The organism is Streptomyces sp. NPDC094143, assembly GCF_040303825.1.
Lineage (GTDB): Bacteria > Actinomycetota > Actinomycetes > Streptomycetales > Streptomycetaceae > Streptomyces.
The window spans coordinates 130,725-149,988 of record NZ_JBEOTZ010000014.1; the positions used below are offsets into that span (position 1 = coordinate 130,725).

Annotated in this window: 9 protein-coding genes, 1 other RNA gene and 1 pseudogene; 6 read left to right on the top strand and 5 right to left on the bottom strand. The window is 74.0% G+C overall.

Features of this window, described 5'->3' with window-relative positions; all coding sequences use genetic code 11:
* Positions 1-64: 64 nt before the first annotated feature.
* Complete coding sequence (locus ABTZ58_RS19735) at positions 65-823, top strand: SDR family oxidoreductase (protein WP_351357965.1); 759 nt, start codon at positions 65-67, stop codon at positions 821-823.
* 251 nt (positions 824-1,074) lie between these two features.
* Here the strand turns inward: ABTZ58_RS19735 and ABTZ58_RS19740 are convergent, their stop codons facing one another.
* Positions 1,075-1,401: a nuclear transport factor 2 family protein gene (locus ABTZ58_RS19740; RefSeq protein WP_309096352.1), complete on the bottom strand. Its 327-nt coding sequence runs from the start codon at positions 1,399-1,401 to the stop codon at positions 1,075-1,077.
* Between the two features lie 167 nt (positions 1,402-1,568).
* On the opposite strand from ABTZ58_RS19740, the gene ABTZ58_RS19745 reads away from it, so the two are divergent.
* The 5 genes from ABTZ58_RS19745 to ABTZ58_RS19770 all read left to right on the top strand — a co-directional run bounded on the left by ABTZ58_RS19745 (position 1,569) and on the right by ABTZ58_RS19770 (position 16,303).
* Positions 1,569-2,135: a DoxX family protein gene (locus tag ABTZ58_RS19745; RefSeq protein WP_502996105.1), complete on the top strand. Its 567-nt coding sequence runs from the start codon at positions 1,569-1,571 to the stop codon at positions 2,133-2,135.
* A gap of 61 nt (positions 2,136-2,196) precedes the next feature.
* Positions 2,197-2,550 carry a MazG-like family protein gene (locus ABTZ58_RS19750; RefSeq protein ID WP_351357972.1) on the top strand — a complete coding sequence of 118 codons (354 nt, stop codon included), beginning with the start codon at positions 2,197-2,199 and terminating at the stop codon, positions 2,548-2,550.
* A gap of 156 nt (positions 2,551-2,706) precedes the next feature.
* Complete coding sequence (locus ABTZ58_RS40230) at positions 2,707-4,527, top strand: MFS transporter (protein WP_502996106.1); 1,821 nt, start codon at positions 2,707-2,709, stop codon at positions 4,525-4,527.
* Entirely contained in the window at positions 4,487-15,484 is a 10,998-nt protein-coding gene (locus ABTZ58_RS19765) for a non-ribosomal peptide synthetase/type I polyketide synthase (protein WP_351357975.1), read from the top strand. Before ABTZ58_RS40230 ends, ABTZ58_RS19765 begins: the two co-directional genes overlap by 41 nt.
* Positions 15,485-15,613: 129 nt before the next feature.
* A complete protein-coding gene (locus ABTZ58_RS19770; protein ID WP_351357978.1) occupies positions 15,614-16,303 on the top strand; it encodes a hypothetical protein in 690 nt (229 codons plus the stop codon).
* 64 nt (positions 16,304-16,367) lie between these two features.
* On the opposite strand, the gene rnpB is transcribed toward ABTZ58_RS19770, so the two are convergent.
* The 4 genes and pseudogenes from rnpB to ABTZ58_RS19790 form a co-directional block, all read right to left on the bottom strand.
* Positions 16,368-16,773, bottom strand: an RNA gene (gene rnpB, locus ABTZ58_RS19775) — RNase P RNA component class A.
* A gap of 115 nt (positions 16,774-16,888) precedes the next feature.
* A pseudogene (locus tag ABTZ58_RS19780) lies at positions 16,889-17,668 on the bottom strand (DMT family transporter); the annotation flags it as partial.
* A gap of 19 nt (positions 17,669-17,687) precedes the next feature.
* Positions 17,688-18,518: an AraC family transcriptional regulator gene (locus ABTZ58_RS19785; RefSeq protein ID WP_351357981.1), complete on the bottom strand. Its 831-nt coding sequence runs from the start codon at positions 18,516-18,518 to the stop codon at positions 17,688-17,690.
* Between the two features lie 24 nt (positions 18,519-18,542).
* On the bottom strand, positions 18,543-19,121 hold the full coding sequence (locus ABTZ58_RS19790; RefSeq protein WP_351357984.1) for a Uma2 family endonuclease: 579 nt from the start codon (positions 19,119-19,121) through the stop codon (positions 18,543-18,545).
* Positions 19,122-19,264: the final 143 nt, after the last annotated feature.

Consider the following 19,264-nt stretch of genomic DNA (forward strand, 5'->3'; position numbering starts at 1 on the left):
CACAGCACTCACATGACGGACGGATGAGTTCCGGATGGCGGACGCTCCCGTACGCTGCGGGGCCATGAACACGAAGGGGAACAAGGTCGCGGTGGTGACCGGCGCGGGCTCCGGCATCGGCCGGGCGGTCGCCGTGGAACTGCTGCGCGCGGGCTGGTCGGTGGCGCTGGCGGGCCGGCGCGCGCAGACGCTGGAGGAGACGGCGGCACTGGCGCCGGAAGCCTCGGCTCTCGCCGTACGGACGGACGTGTCACGACCGGAGGACGTCGACGCCCTCTTCGCCGCCACCGTCGGGCGGTTCGGGCGGGTGGACCTGCTGTTCAACAACGCGGGCACGTTCGGGCCCGGCGGTGTGCCCGTCGAGGAACTGCCCTACGAGGCCTGGCGGCACGTGGTGGACACCAACCTCAACGGGGCGTTCCTGTGCGCGCGGGCGGCGTACCGGCAGATGAAGGAGCAGGACCCGCAGGGCGGGCGGATCATCAACAACGGCTCCATCTCCGCGCACACGCCCCGTCCGCACTCGGTGGCCTACACGGCGACCAAGCACGCCCTGACCGGCCTGACCAAGTCGCTGTCGCTGGACGGGCGGCCGTACCGCATCGCCGTGGGGCAGATCGACATCGGCAACGCGGCGACCGACATGACGGCCGGGATGCAGACGGGAGCCCTGCAGGCGAACGGGGCGGTCACCCCGGAACCGGTGATGGACGTCGCGGACGTGGCCCGCACGGTGCGGCACATGGCGGAGCTGCCGCTGGAGGCGAATGTGCAGTTCGCGACCGTGCTGGCCACGGCGATGCCGTACATCGGGCGCGGCTGAGCCCCGCAGGGCGTGCCGGCCACGTCGTCAACTCGTCAACCTGCACAAACGGAATAAATACGTCCGGACCATTGCGGCCGGTCGGGCGCCTATGCTCAACTCTCCTACACCAAAGCTTCACACTTGGAGCAGAGGGCTTCCGTTGGCCACATCCAGGGGGGTGGAGGCGGCAGTCGTTCCACGGGACCGGGTGGGGGTGGACCCCGCGGGGGACCGCGGGATGCGCACCGGTGCGTGGAACGACTGCCGCGTCAGGCCTGGCCGGTCTCGAAGCGGGAGATCCTGCCGTCCTCGTCGACGGTGAAGCTCCACCGGGTGCGCATCTCGCCCCAGGTGTCGTTGCTGTAGCGGGCGAGGAGGGACCGGCCGCCGTCGGACTCCTTGTCGACCTCCATGTGGCCGCGGGAGGAGAAGATCTCCCGGTCGACCCAGTCCTCGAGGTCGCGGTCGGACCCGTCGTCCGCCATGGTCGCGCCCGGTGCGAGGAGCTCCATGAAGCTCTCGCGGTCGTGGTTGTTCACGGCGGTCACGAAGGCGCGGACGACCGGGTCGCTCAGGCGCGTGGTCTGAATCGTCATACGCGTCAGCCTCGTCCCGGCCGCCCGGCCACGCCACCGGTGCCACCCGAACGGCGCCCCGGGCGCATCCGTGGGGTGTCGCGCGGTGCCGGAGGTGCGACGGTGGAGACGCGACGAGGGGTGTTCCCCTGTTCCTGCTGTCTGCTCCGGGAGACGACGTGAGGCACGTGAGGCACGCGAGGCACGACCACCGAGGCGATCTGGGCCTGCTGCTGCTCCGGCTGGGAGCGGGGGGCGTGCTGGCCGCCCACGGCGCGCAGAAGCTGTTCGGCTGGTTCGGCGGCCACGGCATCGAGGGCACCGGCCAGTTCATGGAGTCCGTGGGCTACGCCCCGGGCAGGGCGAGCGCGACGGCGGCGGGGCTCGCGGAGACGGGCGGAGGCACCCTGCTGGCCCTGGGCCTGGCCACTCCCGCGGCCGGCGCGGCGGCGGCCGGGGCGATGGCGGGAGCGGCCGCAGTGCACACCCCGAACGGCTTCTTCAACCAGGGCGGCGGCTACGAGTACGCGGCGACGCTCGGTCTGACGGCCGCCGGCCTGGCCGTCACCGGGCCGGGGCGGTACTCCCTGGACCACGCGCTCGGGCACGCGGTGAACCGGGGCTGGATGATCCCGGCGGCCTTCGCGGCGGCCGCGGCGGGCACCGTCCTGGTCGTCGGGGGGCGGGCCCGGCGGCTGCGGAAGGCCAAGGAGGGTGAGCAGGACGCCCTTTTCGAAGAGGAGTCGATGGCGTAGCGGGCAGCCCTCCATCCGCGCGGCCGGGGCGCTGTCAGACCCGCGTGGCAGGCTGCGGCCCATGAGTGATGACACGCCCCCCGCCCCGCCCGCGCCCGAGCTGTGGGACACCGTCGACGTCCTGTACGCGTGGCTGGACGCGCAGCGCCCGGTCGAGGGCCGCGAGGGCCTGCTGCTGCGCCTGCTGAAACTGAGCGAGGAGGTCGGCGAGGTCGCCGAGGCGGTGATCGGCGCGACCGGCCAGAACCCGCGCAAGGGCGTGACGCACGGCTGGGAGGACGTGCAGGCGGAGCTGTGTGACGTCGTCATCACGGCGCTGTTGGCGCTGCGGACGCTGACACCCGAGGCGCGGGAGGTGTTCGCGCACCATCTGGGGCGGGTGGCGGAGCGGTCACTGGCCTCGGCGCGGCAGTGAACGCGCGCCGGCGCGGCCCGGTGGGCCCGTTTCCACCCGCCGGCCCGAACACTTCTGCAATGATCGACCGAACGCTCGGGTGGTAGGACGACTGCCTTCGGCCTACCGAGGTTGAGGAGTCCGGTGACGGGGGTGGACTGGAGGTTCCGGTCCCTGGTGGTCGCGCACGCCGTGTCGGCCTACGGGACGTACCTCAATCTGATCGCGCTCAGCCTGTTCTCGTACGAGGTCACGGGCACCGCCCTGGGCGTGGGCGCGGTGATGGCCGTACGGCTGCTGTCCGGTGTCGCGGCCGGGCTCGCCGCGGGGGCGGTGACCGCCAGGGTGACGCGCCGCACGGTCATGGTGACCACCGACCTCGCCCAGACGCTCGCCATGGTGGTGCTCGCGCTGGGGGCCCGGGACGTCTCGCCCGGGGTGCTGCTCGGCACGGTGCTCGTGCTGGGCGCGGGCAACACGCTCTTCAACGTCGCCCTGCGCAGCGCGGTCCCGGTCATGGTCGGGCAGAGCAGCCGCGCCCGGGCCAACGGCGTGCTGGTGACGGCCCGTTCCGTCGCCACGGTGCTGGGCTTCGCGTCGGCCGCGCCGATCATCGCCCTCGGCGGCTTCGGTGTCGCGTTCGCGGTCAACGGCGCGAGCTTCGCGGTGTCGGCGGCGGCGGTGCTGGTGCTGCGGCCACGCACGGACTCGGGCGCCGGGGAGGCGGCTGAGGCGGCGACTGGTGCCTCACCCTCCGGGGCGGGCGGGTCGTACTACGCGGCGGGCGGCTCGGGGACCGGGGCGGGCGGGTCGCCTGGGGCGGGCGACTCGTCCACCGGCGTGGGCGGATCGACCGACGCGGCGGGCGACTCGGAGACCGGGGCGGGCGGATCGACCGACGCGGCGGGCGACTCGGCAATTGGGGCGGACCAGTCGTCCGACGGGGGCAACCCGGCAACCGGGACGGGCGGGCCGTCCTACGCGGCGAGCAACCCGGCGACCGGGGCGCGCCAATCGGCCGACGCGGCGGGCGACTCGGCAATTGGGGCGGACCAGTCGTCCGACGCGGGCAACTCAGCCACAGGAACGGGCAGATCGGTCGGCGCGGCGGGCGACCCGGCGACCGGGGCAGGCCGGTCGTCCGACTCAGACAACTCGGCGACCGGGGCAGGCCGGTCGTCCGACGCGGCGGGCGACCCGGCGACCGGGGCAGGCCCGCCAGCAGACCTGGGCAACCCGGCCACCGGGACGGACCGGTCGGCGGCCGGGGCGGGGCAACCGGCCGGCGGCGGTGAGCGGCGCGAGGCCGCGGCGGTCCGTGGGGGGCGGTTGGGGCGGCGAGTGGCGGGGATCGCCGGGCCGTTGCTCGGCCTGATCGCGCTGCGGGGCCTGGACGCGCTGGCGTCCGCCTCGCACAACGTCGCGCTGCCGCTGGCGGCGAACGCGGCCGAGCCGTCCGAACCGGCGTTGTTCATGACCCGGTTCTGGTCGGCGTGGGCCGTGGGCACGCTCCTCGCCCACCAGGTCCTCAAGCGCCGCCCGCACGGCACGACCTGGGGCGAGCGGGCCTTCGCGGCCGGCACCTGCGCGATGTCGCTCTGCTTCGTCGCGGCCTTCACCGGCCCGCCCGCCCCGGCCCTGATCGCGGCGGCCCTGGCGGCGGGGTTCGCGGACGGCTGGACCGAGATCGTCTACACCTCACGCCTCCAGGCCGCCCCCGACCGGCAGCGCGACCGGCTGTTCGGCCTGTCCGCCACCGCCGAGCAGTCCGGGTTCGCGCTGGGCACGATCACCGCCGCCGCCGCGTTGGAGACGCTGCCGGCCCTGGCCGTCGTGGGCGCCTTCCACGGGGCGGCGGCATGCGGGGCCCTGGCCCTGCTGCTCACCGTACGGAAGCGCCACGCGCGCAAGGCCACGAACCGTTCGTCCACCGACGTGGAAGAGGGAGAGGACACGCATGGAGCGTCTACGGGGGCAGGCCGTCTGCCGGGGCCCTGAGCCCGAGCGGACCGAGCAGGATCCGGTCGACGCGGTGCGGGCGCTGCTGGGCGCCGCCCGTTCGGCGCACGGCGGTGCCGTCGTCACCCTCGCCGCCGACGGCACGACCGCCTCCCGGTCGTATCCCGAACTGCTGGACGCGGCACGCCGGATGCTCACCGGGCTGCGCGACCACGGGGTGCGGCGCGGCGACCCGGTGGTGCTGTGCGGACTGCCGCTGGACGAGTTCTTCCCCGCCTTCTGGGCCTGTGTGCTGGGCGGAGCGCTCCCGGTGGCCATCGCCGAGCACCCCGCGCCGGGCTCCCCGGCCTTCGAACGCCTGGGGCAGACGCACGCGTTACTCGATGGGCCGCTGGTCCTGACCGACGCGCCCGGCGCCGCGGCCCTCGCCCATGCCACGCCCGCCCTGCGGATCGCCCTCGCCCGGGACTGCCTCGCCGCACCGCCCGCGCCGGACCACGTCGAGCCCGACCCCTCCGACACGGCCCTGCTGATGCTGTCCTCCGGCAGCACCGGGGTCCCGAAGGCGGCGCGGCTGACCCACGCCGGGCTCGCGGACTTCGCGGCGAGCAGCCGCCGGATCCTCGACGTCCGCCCGGACGACACGATGGTGAACTGGCTGCCCGTCGACCACAGCGGCGCCTTCCTCCTCTACCACCTGCTCGCCGTGTTCACCGGCTGCACCAACGTGCACGCCCCCACCGAGCACGTGCTCGCCGACCCGCTGCGCTGGCTCGATCTCCTCCACGACCACCGGGCGCGGCACAGCTGGGCGCCGACCTTCGCCTACCGGCTCGTCGCGGACGCGCTGGCCGAGCGGCCCGACCGCCACTGGGACCTGGGCGGACTGAAGTCGCTGCTGTGCGGGGGCGAGCGGGTCGTGCTGCCGGTGCTGCGCCGCTTCCTCGACGCGACCGGCCCGTACGGCGTGCGCGAGGGGCACATCGCCCCGGTGTGGGGCATGGCCGAGACGGTCACGGCCGTCACCTACGGCCGGCTGGACCGGCCGGGCACCGTGCACCGCCTGCTCAAGAGCAGCCTGAGCGGCGACCCGGTGCGGGCCGGCGAGGACGTGCCCGACGCGGACTGCGTCACGTTCGTCGCCTGCGGCTCGCCCGCGCACGGCGTCGCGCTGCGCGTCGTCGACGAGCGTGGCGACCTCGCCCCGGCGGGCCGGATCGGCCGGCTCCAGGTCCACTCGCCCGCCCGGCTCACCCCCGGCTACGTGCGCAACCCCGAGGCGGACGCCGCCGCCTACCCGGCCGGGCCGGACTGGCTGGACACCGGCGATCTGGCCTTCCTCGACGGCGGCCAGGTCGTCATCACGGGACGGCGCAAGGACGTCATCATCCTCAACGGCCTCAACGTCTACTGCCACGAGGTGGAGGAGGCCGCCACCGCCGTCGACGGGGTCCGGCAGGGCGAGGTCGCCGCGTGCGGGATCCCGTCGGCGGAGCAGGGCACGGAGGAGCTGGCGGTGTTCTTCGTCAGCCGCGGTGCCGCCGAGGACACCCGGATCGCGGCGGAGGTGAGGGCGGCGCTGTTCACCCGCCTCAGACTCACCGCCGCCCACGTCCTGCCCGTCCCCGAGGGCGAGTTCCCGCGGACGCCGGCGGGCAAGGTGCGCCGGGAGGAGCTGCGGAGCCGGCTGACCCGGGACGAACCGCGGGGCACGGCCCGGGACGGCGGGCCGCGGCACGGGCCGGGCCCGGGCCGGGACGCCGACGCGGTGACCCGGGCCGTCCGGGAGGAACTGGCCGCCGTGCTGGGCCGCCCGGCCGAGACGGACGTGCCGTTCTACGAACTCGGCTTGACGTCCGTGTCGCTGGTGCGGCTGCGGAACCGGCTGACGGAACGCCTGGGCACGCCCGTACCGCAGACGGCGTTCTTCGAGCACCCGACGGTCACGGCGCTCGCGGCCCACCTCGCGGCCGACGTCACGAACGGGAGGGAACCGACCCCGACTTCGGCGCCAGCACCCGCACCCGCACCCGCACCCGCGCCCGCACCCGCAGCCATAGCCGCGCCCGCTGTCACGCCCGCTGCCGCACCCGCGCCCCCCGCGCCTTCGGCGAGTGAGGCCCCTTCGGGTCCGGTCGCCGCGCCCGGCGCGGCGCCCACCGGCAGCCGCCCCGACCAGCGCGTGGCCGTCATCGGGATGGCGCTGCGCTTCCCCGGCGCCCGCACGGCGGACGAGTTCTGGGCGAATCTGCGGGACGGCGTGGACAGTGTGCGGGTGTTCGGCGAGCAGGAGCTCGCCGCGGCCGGGCTCACCCCGGAGCAGCGCCGCACCCCCGGCCATGTGCCCGTCTCCGGAGTGCTCGACGGCGTCGAGGAGTTCGACGCGGACTTCTTCGCGCTCAGCCCGCGCGAGGCCGGGCTCACGCACCCCGCGCACCGGCTGTTCCTGGAGTGCTGCCACCAGGCCCTGGAGGAGGGTGGCCACGCGGCGACCGCCCCGGGCGTGCGGGTGGGCGTGTTCGCCGGGTCCGGCATGAACCTCTACGACCACCAGCAGCGGCCCGCGACCGGCACGGCGTACGACCCGGCGGATCCGGCCGCCGGCATGCAGTCGGCCATCGGGCGGGAGCCGGACTTCCTCGCCACGCGCGTCGCCTACCGGCTCGGCCTCACCGGCCCGGCGATCGGCGTGCAGACGGCCTGTTCCACCTCCCTGGTCGCCGTGCACCTGGCGGTCCAGGCGCTGCTCACCGGTGAGACGGACCTGGCGCTGGCCGGCGCGGCGGCCGTGCACCTGCCCCAGGAGACCGGCTACCACAGCCACCCCGGTTCGATCCTGTCCCCCACCGGCCGCTGCCGGGCCTTCGACGCCGAGGCGGACGGCACCGTCGGCGGCAACGGCGTGGCCGCCGTGCTGCTCAAGCGCCTGGACCGGGCGCTGGCCGACGGCGACACCGTGCACGCGGTGATCCTGGGATCCGCGGTGAACAACGACGGCGCCGCCAAGGTCGGCTTCAGCGCCCCCGGCGTCGAGGGACAGACCGAGGTGGTGCGCCAGGCGCTGCGCAGGGCGGACGTGCCGCCGGAGACGATCTCCTACGTGGAGGCGCACGGCACCGGGACCCGGCTCGGCGACCCGGTGGAACTCACGGCACTGGCACGGGCACTGAGCCCGGGCGAGGACGGCCCGGCCGGCTTCTGCGCGGTCGGTTCCGTCAAGCCGAACATCGGGCATCTCGACAGCTGCGCGGGCATGGCCGGGCTCATCAAGACGGTCCTGATGCTGCGCCACCGCACGCTCGTGCCGACACCGCACCTGACCCGCCCCAACCCGGAACTCCCCCTCGACGACGGTCCGTTGCGGCTGGCCACGAAGCTGGAGCCGTGGCCGGTCCCGGACGGTTTGCCCCGCCGGGCCGGGGTCAGCGCCCTGGGCGTCGGCGGCACCAACGCCCACGTCGTCCTGGAGGAGGCCCCGCCCGCACGCCCCCGCCCGGTGCCCGAACTGCCCGCCCTCGTCCCCGTGTCGGCCACCGACCCCGAGTCCCTCGACGCGCTCACGGCCGCGCTCCGCGACCGGCTCCTGGCCCACCCGGACCTGCCGGCCACCGACGTGGCCGCCACCCTGGCGCTCGGCCGGCCGCACCGCGCGGCACGCACCGCCGTGACCGGCCGCACGGCCGGCGAACTCGCCCGCGCGCTGACGGAACACCGGCGGACCGAACCGGCACCGCTCGGCCCGGTCGCCTTCGCCTTCACGGGCCAGGGCAGCGCCCGCCGCGGCATGGCGCGGGGCCTGTACGCCGCGCACCCGGCGGCGCGGGCCACGCTCGACCGCTGCGAGGAGCTCCACGTCCGGGAGTTCGGCGGCAGCCTGCTCACCGCGCTGCTCACCACCCCCGGCCTCGACGACCCGGGCGGCGCCCCCGGGCCGGACGGCACCCCCGGGCCGGACGGGATCTGGCCCACCGACACCGCGCAGCCCGCCCTCTTCGCCCACCAGGCGGCACTGGCGGACGCCTGGCGGGCGGCCGGGATCCGGCCCGGGCTGCTGTTCGGCCACAGCGTCGGCGAGTACGCCGCGCTGTACGCGGCCGGTGCCCTCTCCCTGGAGGACGGGCTGCGGCTCACTGCCTGGCGCGGACGTCTGATGCGGGACCGATGTCCGGCCGGGGGCATGCTCGCGGTCCGGTCCGACGGTGCCACCGCACGCCGGATCGCCGCGGCCAGTGGCGCGGAACTCGCCGCGGTCAACGGCCCGCACGCACACGTGCTCTCGGGCTCGCGGCAGACGCTGAAGGAGGCGGCACGCCTGCTCGACCAGGAGGGACTGCACCGGCGCGCGCTGCCCGTCGACCGGGCGTTCCACTCCGCGGAGATCGAGTACGCGCTGGACGAGTTCCGGGCCCGCGCCGAGCAGGTGCCGTACCACGCGCTGCACACCCCGCTGGTGACCACGGCCGACGGGGAGCTGCGCCGGGCCGGCTGGACGGTCGACGCGGAGTACCTGCGCCGTCAGGCCCGGCAGCCGGTCCGCTTCGACCTCGCCATGGCCGAGGCCGTCGCGCAGGGCTGCCGGGACTTCGTGGAGATCGGCGCCGGGCGCGCCCTCACGGGCCTCGGGCGGCACTGCGTACCCGACAGCCGGTGGCTGAACGGACAGGGTGCGGGCGACACGGCCGCCGAGCAGGCGCACGGCTTCCTGACGGCTCTGGGCTCCCTGTACGTCAGGGGAGCCGACCTGGACTGGCAGGGGCTCGCGGGAGACGGGGGGCGGGTGCCGCTGCCCGGGCATCCGCTGCGACGCCGGAAGGTGCCGTTCGGGGGCGTGGCACCCAGCGTGGACACGGCTCCGGTGACGGCTCCGGTGACGGCTCCCGAGGTCGCCCCGCGGGCCGAGCCGGATAACGATGTCCTGGACTTCGTGCGGCGGTTGACGGCGGACAAGCTCGGCCGTCCGGTGGCGGACGTGACCCCGGACAGCTCCTTCTTCGAGCTGGGCGCCGACTCGCTGTCCCTGATGGGCCTGACGACGGAACTGCAGCAGCGGTACGGCGTCCGGGTCCCGGTCCGCGAGGTGTTCGACACGGCCGACACGCCGGGGAGACTGGCGGAGCGGGTCGGGGAGCTGCGCGGCGACGGGCGACGGGCGGCGCAACGGGTCGCGGGCACGGTCGTCGAGGAGCCGGCGGATGAGCGACCTGTGGCGCGGCAGCCGGTCGCGGAACCCGCGGCGCCGCAGCCGGTCCAGGAACCCGTCGAGGAACTCGCGGCGCAGCAGCCGGTCGCGGAATCGGCGGTGGCCGCCGCCCCGCAGGAGTCACCGGACGGCCTGGCCGCCCTCTTCGGTCAGCAGCTGCGCCTGGCCGGGCAACTCGTCGACCAGGTCGGCGGGATGATCTCCCGCCAGCTCGACGTCCTGGCGACGACCCCCACCGGGACGGCACCGCCCCGGGCCACCGCCGTCAGCCCCACCTCGGTTCCCCGCCCCTCGACCTCACCCACCGCATCGCCCACCGCCGGGAACACCGACTTCAGCCTCTACTTCTTCGGCGACTACCCCGAGGACACCGACCACGACAAGTACGGCCTGATCATGGCCGCCGCCGACTTCGCCGACCGGCACGGCTTCCACGCCCTGTGGTTCCCCGAGCGGCACTTCAACTCCTTCGGCGCGCTCTTCCCCAACCCCTCCGTCCTGGCCGCCGCCCTCGCCGCCCGGACCAGCCGGGTCCGGCTGCACGCCGGTTCCGTGGTGCTGCCGCTGCACCATCCGGCCCGGGTCGCCGAGGAGTGGTCGGTCGTGGACAACATCTCCGGCGGCCGGACAGGCCTGTGCTTCGCCAGCGGGTGGCACGCCACCGACTTCGCGCTCGCCCCGCAGAACTTCGGCCGGCACCGTGAGGTGATGTACGAGCACCTGGCGACCGTACGGGACCTGTGGTCGGGGCGGCCGGTGAAGACGACCGCGGGTGACGGCACGCCCGTGGAGATCACCCTGCACCCGCGGCCCGTGCAGGAACGGCCGCCGATGTACGTGGCCGTCGTCGGCAACCCGGACAGCTACCGCCGGGCGGCCGCCGAGGACCTCGGCGTCGTCACCAACCTGATGACGCAGACGGTGGAGGAACTGGCCGAGAACATCGCGCTGTACCGGCGCAGCCGCGCCGAGCACGGTCTCGACCCGGCGGCCGGGCGGGTGGTGGTGCTCGTGCACACCTACCTGGAGGAGGACGCGGAGCGGGCGCGGGCCGAGGCGTACCGGCCGTTCCTGTCGTATCTGCGGTCCTCGCTCTCCCTCTTCGACCAGGTCACCAACAGCCTGGGATTCCAGGTGGACCTGGAGAACACGCCGGAGGAGGACGTGGAGTTCCTGCTGGGCCGCGCGTACGAGCGCTACTGCGCGTCCCGCGCCCTGATCGGCGACGAGCGCACCGCCGCCGAGACCGTACGGCGCCTGCTGGCGGCCGGGGCGGACGAGATCGCCTGCTTCGTGGACTTCGGCGTGCCGAAGGAGAAAGTGCTCGCAGCGCTGCCGGTCCTGGACCGGGTGCGCAGGACGACTCCGGCCACGAGCCGCCCGCAACCGCAGCCGCAGCCCGGGCCGTTGCCGCAGCCCCGGCCGAACGCAGAGCCGCGCCCACGCCCACAACCGCGCACCGACACCCCCACCCCTCCACCCGCGCCGCGCCGCCGCCCCCTCACCCCCGCCCAGCGCCGCATCTGGTTCCTGGAGCAACTGCACCCCGGCACCGCCATGTACCACGAGCCCAAGGCGATCCTGCTCGACGGCCCCCTGGACGTCGCGGCCCTGCGCTGGGCGCTGGACCGGGTCGCCGACCGGCATCCCGCCCTGCGCACGGTGTTCGGCGACACGGACGGCGTTCCCTACCAGGAGATACGCGACCGTATGCCACTCGACTGCCCCGTGGAGGACCACACGGGCGCGACCGAGGAGGCGGCGCTGCGCTCGGCGCTGGCGGCGGACCACGGGCTCGACCTGTCCACGGGCCCCCTGGTCGCGGCCCGGCTGCTGCGCCTCGCCCCGGACCGTCACCTGCTCTTCCTCCTGGCCCACCACATCGTCTTCGACTCGTCCTCCACGGCCGTACTGGCCCGCGACCTCGCCGCGTACTACCGCGCCCGGCGCGGCGCGGGCCCCGAACCACGGCCCCTGCCCGAACTGCCGGCACCGGCCAGCCCGGACCCCGCCTCCCTCGACTTCTGGCGGCACCACCTCGCCGGCGCACCCGAACTGACCCTCCCCACCGACCGCCCCCGCCCACCCGTCCGCTCGGGAGCGGGCGCGAGCCTCACCCACGCCCTCGACGCCGAACTGACCGACGGCCTGCAGAAGCTGGCCGCCGGACACCGCGCCACCCTCTTCATGACGCTGACCGGCGCGATCGGCGCGACCCTCGGCCGGTTCGCCGGGCAGCGGGACGTGGTGATCGGCACGGCACTGGCGTCCCGTCCCCCGGGCGCCGAGGACCACGTCGGTCTCTTCCTCGACACCGTTCCACTGCGCCTGGACCTCACCGGCGACCCGGACTTCCCGGCCCTGCTGCGCCGGGTCCGCGAGAGCAGCACCGCGGCGTACGAGCACAGCGGCGTCCCCTTCGACGAACTGGTCGGCGCGCTCAATCCCCGCCGCGACCCGGGCCGCAACCCGCTGTTCCAGGTGATGGTGGAGTACGAGAACGAGGGCGAGGCGGAGTTCGACCCGCCGCGCCTGACCGCCGCGCTGCTCGACGTCCCGAGCGAGCGTGCCCCGTTCGACCTCAGCGTCTACCTCACCCGCCACCCGGGCGGCATCCGCTTCATGGTCGAGTACGACACGGCTCTCTTCGACGAGGCCACGGTGCGCCGCTTCGTGGACCACGTCGAGCAGGTGCTGCGCCGCGCGCTGGACACCCCCGGCGCGCCGCTGTCCGACCTGACGGCCCTCACGGCGGCCGACCGCGCGCTGCTGGCCGCCCTGGACCGCACCGAGGAGGCCGCGCCGCCCGGCACCCTGCACGCCCTGTTCGAGGAACAGGCCCGCCGCACACCGGACGCCGTCGCCCTCCTCGGCGACGAAGTCGAGGTGTCCTACGCGCGGTTGGACGCGGCGGCCAACCGCCTGGCCCATCTGCTCCGCGGCCGCGGCGCGGCCCGGGGACGGCGCGTGGCGGTCCTGCTGCCCCGCGGCCCGCTGCTGATCACGGCCCTGCTGGCGGTCCTCAAGACGGGCGCGGCCTACGTCCCGCTGGACCCGTCCCTGCCCGCCCCGCGCCTCGCCCTGCTCCTCGCCGACACGGAACCGGTGCTCCTCCTCACCTCCGAGGACACGCCCCGGCCGGACGCCGAAATCCCCGTCGTCTTCGCGGAGTCGGCGGACGACACCCTCCCGTCGACACCGCTCACGGACGGCCCCGGCCCGCAGGACCCGGCCTACTGCATCCACACGTCGGGCTCGACCGGCCGGCCGAAGGGCGTGGTCGTACCCCACCGGGGCCCCGCGAACCTGGTCCGGGACCACCTGGCCCGTCACCCGGCGCTGCGCACCCTCCAGTGGACGTCACCGGCGTTCGACGTGAGCGTCCAGGAGATCTTCACGACGCTCGCCTCGGGGGCGGCACTCGTCCTCGTGGACGACGCCGTACGGCACGACCCGGCGGCGGTGGAGCGAACGGTCCGCCGCCACCACGTCCAACGCCTGTTCATGCCCTGCACCCCTCTGAAGTACCTGATGGAGACGGCCCCCGAACTTCCCTCCCTGCGCGAGCTGTTCTCGGCGGGCGAGGCCCTCCACCTCACCCCGGCCTTCCGCCGCTTCCTCGCCACGCACCCGCACTGCACCCTGCACAACCAGTACGGCCCCACGGAGACGTCGATCATCGTCACCTCGCACCGCGTCGACCCCGCCGGCGACGAGTGGCCCCCGATCGGCACGCCGGTGCCGGGGGCGCGCATCCTGCTCCTGGACGCCGCGGGCCGGCCGGTGCCGGCCGGAGCGGTCGGCGAGATCCATGTCGGCGGGGTGCCGGTGGCGCACGGCTACCACGACCGCCCCGCCGAGACAGCCGCCGCGTTCCTCGACGACGGCACGGGCGGGGTGCGCTACCGCACGGGCGACCTGGGCCGCCTGCGCGCCGACGGCACCCTGGAGTACCGGGGCCGGGCGGACGACCAGGTCAAGATCCGCGGCTACCGGGTCGAACCGGGCGAGGTGAGGGCGGCGTTGACGGCCCTGCCCGCCGTGCGGGACGCGGCGGTGCTGGCCCGCCGCGACCGCCACGGCGACAGCGAGCTGGTGGCGTACGTGGTCCTGGAGGAGGGGGCGTCCTGGTCCGAGGTGCGCAACGCGCTCGCGGCCCGCCTCCCCGACCACCTGGTCCCCCGCCGCTGGGCGACCCTGGACCGCCTCCCGGTGAACGCCTCGGGCAAGCTGGACCGCGCGACCCTGCCGGAGCCCGGGGAGGAGCCGGCAGAGCCCTCGCGGGTGGAGCCGGAGACGGACCTGGAGCGGACGCTGCACGACCTGTGGTGCGAGGAACTGGGCACCCGGCCGGTCCCGGTCACGACCCCGTTCTTCGAACTCGGCGGCCACTCGCTGAGCGCGATCCGCCTGCTGAACCGGATGCGGGAGACGGCAGGCATCGACCTCACCATGGCGGACTTCTTCCTGGACCCGACGATCCGGGGCATCGCGACCCGCCCCAGGGTGATGGACACAGCGCCGATGCCCTCCACCCTGCGCCGCCTGTGGCACCGCCACCACACCCTCACCGACCCGAGCGTCTACAACATCGCCCACCGCATGGACCTGCGCGGCGCGTTGGACCCCGAGGCACTGCACGACTCCCTCCGCGACGTGGTGACACGCCACCACGCCCTGCGCGCCAGGCCGCTGCGTCGGCCGGACGGCCGCTACGAGGTCGAGATCCTCTCCGAAGTCCCGGTGCCCCTGCCCCTCACCGACCTGCGCCCCCACACCGCGGCCCCGGAACAGGCAGCCGACGACTGGTGCGCGGCAAGGATCTCCACCCCGTTCGCCCTGGACGAGCCCCCGCTGTTCCGATTCGCCCTGGCCCGCCTGGCGGACGACCACTGGATCCTGCTGACGGTCTTCCACCACGCGGTCTGCGACGGCTGGTCCCTGGGCCTGATCCGACGGGACTTGCGGGAGTTCTACAACGCGCGCAGAACGGGCGGCACCCCACCACTACCCCCGCTGACCCACCACTTCACGGACTTCGCCCGAGCGGAACACCACCTCCCGGACGACCGCAGAAAGACCCTGGAACGCTTCTGGCGCGAGGAACTCACCGACGTCCCCCTGCGCCCGCCCCTCCCCTACGACCACCCCCACCCCGGCACGCTGTCCGGCCGCGGCGCCCTGCACACCTGGACCATCGACGACGACACCCCGGCCCGCCTCACCGCCACGGCGACCCGCCTGGGCACCACGCCCTACACGGTCCTGGCAGCCACGTTCGCGACCTGGCTGGGCAGGCTGTGCGGTGAACGGAACGACATCGTCCTGGCGGCGTCCAGCGCGAACCGCCTCCCCCGCGAACGCGCGGAGACGGTCGGCATCGTGGGCGACGCGGTCCTGCTCCGGGCCCGCCTGTCCGAGTCGGACTCCTTCGCCACCCTGGTGACCCGACTGGGCACGACCCTCTTCGAGGCCCTGGACCACCAGGACCTCCCCCTGACGGACGTGGTCTCACTGGTCTCCCCGGACCTGACGAAGACCCTGTTCCCGACGGTCCTCTTCACGGTGATCACGACAGACCCCCCGACCCTGAACCTCAAGGACCTCCACACGACCGTCCGCCCCCTCCCCATCGAGGGCGTGGCCCGCAACGAGCTCTACACGGTGATCACCCCGGACCCGGACCGCATCACGATCACCTTCGAGTACTCGACGGACCTGTTCACGGCGGAGACGGTCGAGGGATGGGCGGAGTCTTTCACGAGACTCCTGAGGGAGGGGACGACCGCGCCCTGATCACCGCAGCGGGGTGACTCACTCCTCGACGGTGAGTCACCCGTCAGCGCATCACCTGCGGCGAAAGCGCCCCGCAACCGGCAGCCCTGATGGGAGACTTGGGACCTGACGATCCGAGGAGTTCAAGGCATGGCAGCAGACGCCCACGACGGACAGGCTTCGGAAGCGAACGAAGGTGGGCGGCGAGTCCTCGACCTCCTGGACAAGGCGATCGACAGCCAGAGCGTCCTGGTGCGCAAGAACATCGCCCGGGCCCGCCAACGCAACCCGGAGGCGACACCGGCACAGGTGATCCGCACCCTGGAGCGCATGTACGTCAGCACCTTGACCGGGACGGGCGCCGCAGTAGGAGGAACCGCGGCGGCGCCCGGTGTCGGTACGGGGGTCGCACTGGCGCTGTCGGCCGGCGAGACGTTTTCGTCCCTTGAGTTGAGCGCCCTCTTCGCCCTGTCACTCGCCGAGGTCCACGGAGTCCCCATCGACGAGATCGAGCGCCGCCGGACGATCGTCATGGGGATCATGCTCGGCGGGAGCGGCTCGGCGACCATCACGAAGGTCGCCGAGCGGACGGGGCAACACTGGGGACGTCAGGTTGTCGCCAAGGTCCCTGTCGAGACGTTGCGCCAGATCAACAAGATCCTGGGGAAGAACTTCGTCACGAAGTACGGGACGAAGCAGGGGATCATCGTTCTCGGCCGCGTGGCACCGTTCGGTATCGGCGCTGTGATCGGTGGCGGCGCCAACGCTGCCATGGCCACGCTGACCGTGCGGGCCGGCCGCCGCGCCTTCGGCCCTCCCCCGACGACCTGGCGGGGCTGACGCGCAGCACACCGCCAGAGCCACTACCTCAAGCTGATCGTGCGCATTGGCCGAGAGGGGCCGGCAGACGAGTCAGGCTGTACGCCGGGTTCTGTTCCCCGGTTCCCTCGCGGGAGCCGGGGCGACGGCCATCCATCTAGGGCCGGCGTTGCCGCCGGCCTCGTGCGGTCTACCCGCGGACTCGGGCGGGCAGCCCTCGAACGTCCGCGCAGAGACACCGGGGTGTCTCCTCTTGACCTTGCTCCGGGTGGGGTTTACCTAGCTGCCTGAGTCACCCCAGGCACTGGTGGTCTCTTACACCACCGTTTCACCCTTACCGAGGACCGAGGTCCCCGGCGGTCTGCTTTCTGTGGCACTGTCCCGCGGGTCACCCCGGGTGGCCGTTAGCCACCACCCTGCCCTGTGGAGCCCGGACGTTCCTCGGGGAGCTCCCCGTCAGGGGGACTCCACGCGGCCGTCCGCCCGGCTCGTCTGCCGTGTCGACCATGGTACCCGGCGTGCCGCGGCCTTCGGCGCCGCTGCCGTGGCCAGGACCGAGCCGGCCAGGATCAGGGCGAACGCGGCCAGCACGGTCGGGGTCAGGTGCTCGTCCAGGAAGACGGCGCCCGCCGCCACCGCGACCGCCGGGTTGACGTAGGTGATGACGGAGGCGCGGGTCGGGCCGACCTCCTTGATCAGTTCCAGGAAGGCCACGAAGGCGATGGCAGTGCAGACGACGCCGAGGGCCGCAAGGGCGGTGAGCGTTCCGGGTGAGGGGAGGGTCGAGGGGCGGGAGGCCACGGCCGCGGGGGCGTATACCAGGGCGGCCAGGGCCAGGCAGGGCGTGATGAGGTGCAGGGTGGGGACGTCCTTGAGGTGGCGGCTGGCGATCAGCGGGGCCGTGGCGTAGCCGACGACCGTCACCAGAACCTCCGCCAGCGAGAAGGCGTCACCGCCGGTCAGGTGCGGGACAGTGAGGACGCCCACGCCGGCCAGGCCCAGCGCGAGGCCCGTGACGCGGCGGGTGCCGAGGGACTCGGCCGCGCCGAAGAAGCGGGAGAGGAGGACCGCGACGATCGGCACCCCGGCGATCAGCAGGCCCGCGGTGGAGCTGGACAGGTGGCGTTCGGCGTCGGTCAGGGTGTACCAGGGGCCGACGATCTCGATGACCGCGAAGGCCAGCATCGGCTTCCAGTGCGTCCGCAGGGTGCGGGTCAGGCCCGGCTGGCGCAGGGCGAAGGGGAGGAGGAGCACGGCGCCGAGCGCGCAGCGTGCGCACACCACCGCCGACGGGGACAGCTCGTCCACCGCCACTTTGATCAGCAGGTAGGGGACGCCCCAGACCACTCCCATCAGGGAGAACAGGAACCAGCCGCGTGCAGTCATGCGCCGAGTCTCGGCCGTCTCACCCCGCCGCGTCTTGAACGCTGTTGCGGTACGCCGCCGGGGTCACGCCCAGCACGCGGCGGAACCAGCGGGTGAGGTGGGCCTGGTCGGCGAAGCCGACGAGCGGGGCTACCTCGGCGGGGCGCAGGCCGGACTCCAGGAACCGGCGGGCGCGGGACACGCGGTGCTGGGCGAGCCAGGCGTACGGCGGTACGCCCATGGTCGTGCGGAAGGCACGCAGGAGCTGGTAGCGGGAGAGACCCAGGTCGGTGGCGAGGGCGGCCAGGGACGGGGGTTCCAGCAGTTCGTCCGCGAGGCGGTCGCGTACGGTCCGGGCGATGTGGCCGGCGCCCGGCACGGTGGCGCTCGCCGCGCGGGCCGTGGAGTGGCGGTGGGCCAGGGCGGTCAGCAGCCAGGGCAGGCGGGACTCGGCTTCGAGCGGATCGGGGCAGGCGCTGATGTCGGTGTGGGCGGCGCGCAGGGCGGTGGCGAGTTCCGGGTCGTGCAGGACCGGGTCGCGGAAGTGCGGCGGGCCGCCGCCGAGGGTGCCGTCGGCGAGCAGGGCCGGTTCGGCGTAGAGGGCCTGGTAGGCGTAGCCGTCGGAGGCGGCCGGTCCGCCGGTGTGCATCTCGCCCGGCTCCAGCACGACGATCGAGCCGGGGTAGGAGTGGATGTGCCCGCCCCGGTAGGCGATGACCTCCGACCCGCCGACCGTGACACCGACGGTGAATTCGTCGTGGGCGTGTGGTGCGTAGGTGTGCCGGTCGAAGCGGGCGGTGAGAAGGTCCAGCGGCGGCCCGGCCCGGCCCAGGCGTGCTCGGGTCCAGCTGGCCTGCTCGCGTGTTCCCATGACGCACCCCCCGGCCCCAGGGGATCAGAGGAGGTCCGCGGTGTCCAGATCGAAGGCGAAGGGTTCCGGGAGGGTGACGGGCTTGCCGAAGGGGCGGGCGCAGTGCTCGCGGTAGTCGTCGTCCTTCGGCTCGGTGAAGACCGTCACCTGGGCCGTCTCCCGGTCGACGAGCAGGTAGACGGGGATGCCCGCCCGGGCATAGCAGCGGCGCTTGGTCTCGCGGTCGGTCTGCGGCTTGGTCGAGGTCACCTCCATCACCATGGCGACGCCGTCGCAGGACATCCAGGAGCCGGCCCCCCGGTACAGGCGCACATCCATCGGGGCGAACGTACCGTCCGGGACCACATGGTCCTTCGGACATGCTCCCCCGCGGCGCAGTTTCAGACCCTTGTTCCCCGAGAACTGCATGTCGGTCCGGGAACGCCTGATCACCTGGTTCACGATCAGCCCGATGTGATCCTCGTGATCCCCGTCCGGCGGCGGCGTCACAACGATCTCCCCCTCGACCAGCTCGGCCCGGAAACCCTCCGGGGTGTCCAGGGCGAGAAAGCCCTCCAGCAGGACGGCTTCCTGCGAGAGCGGCTCGTGGGCCATGGCGGTCATGTCACGCCCCTCCTTCGGTCGCTCGCCAGACTGGGACATCGGCTGATCACCTGCCGGTGGGATCGGGGTCCGTTCCCCCGATCGTGGCACACACATGGTCAAGGCGGCCGTCGGACACCGGGCCGCGTGCTTGACCCTGCCGC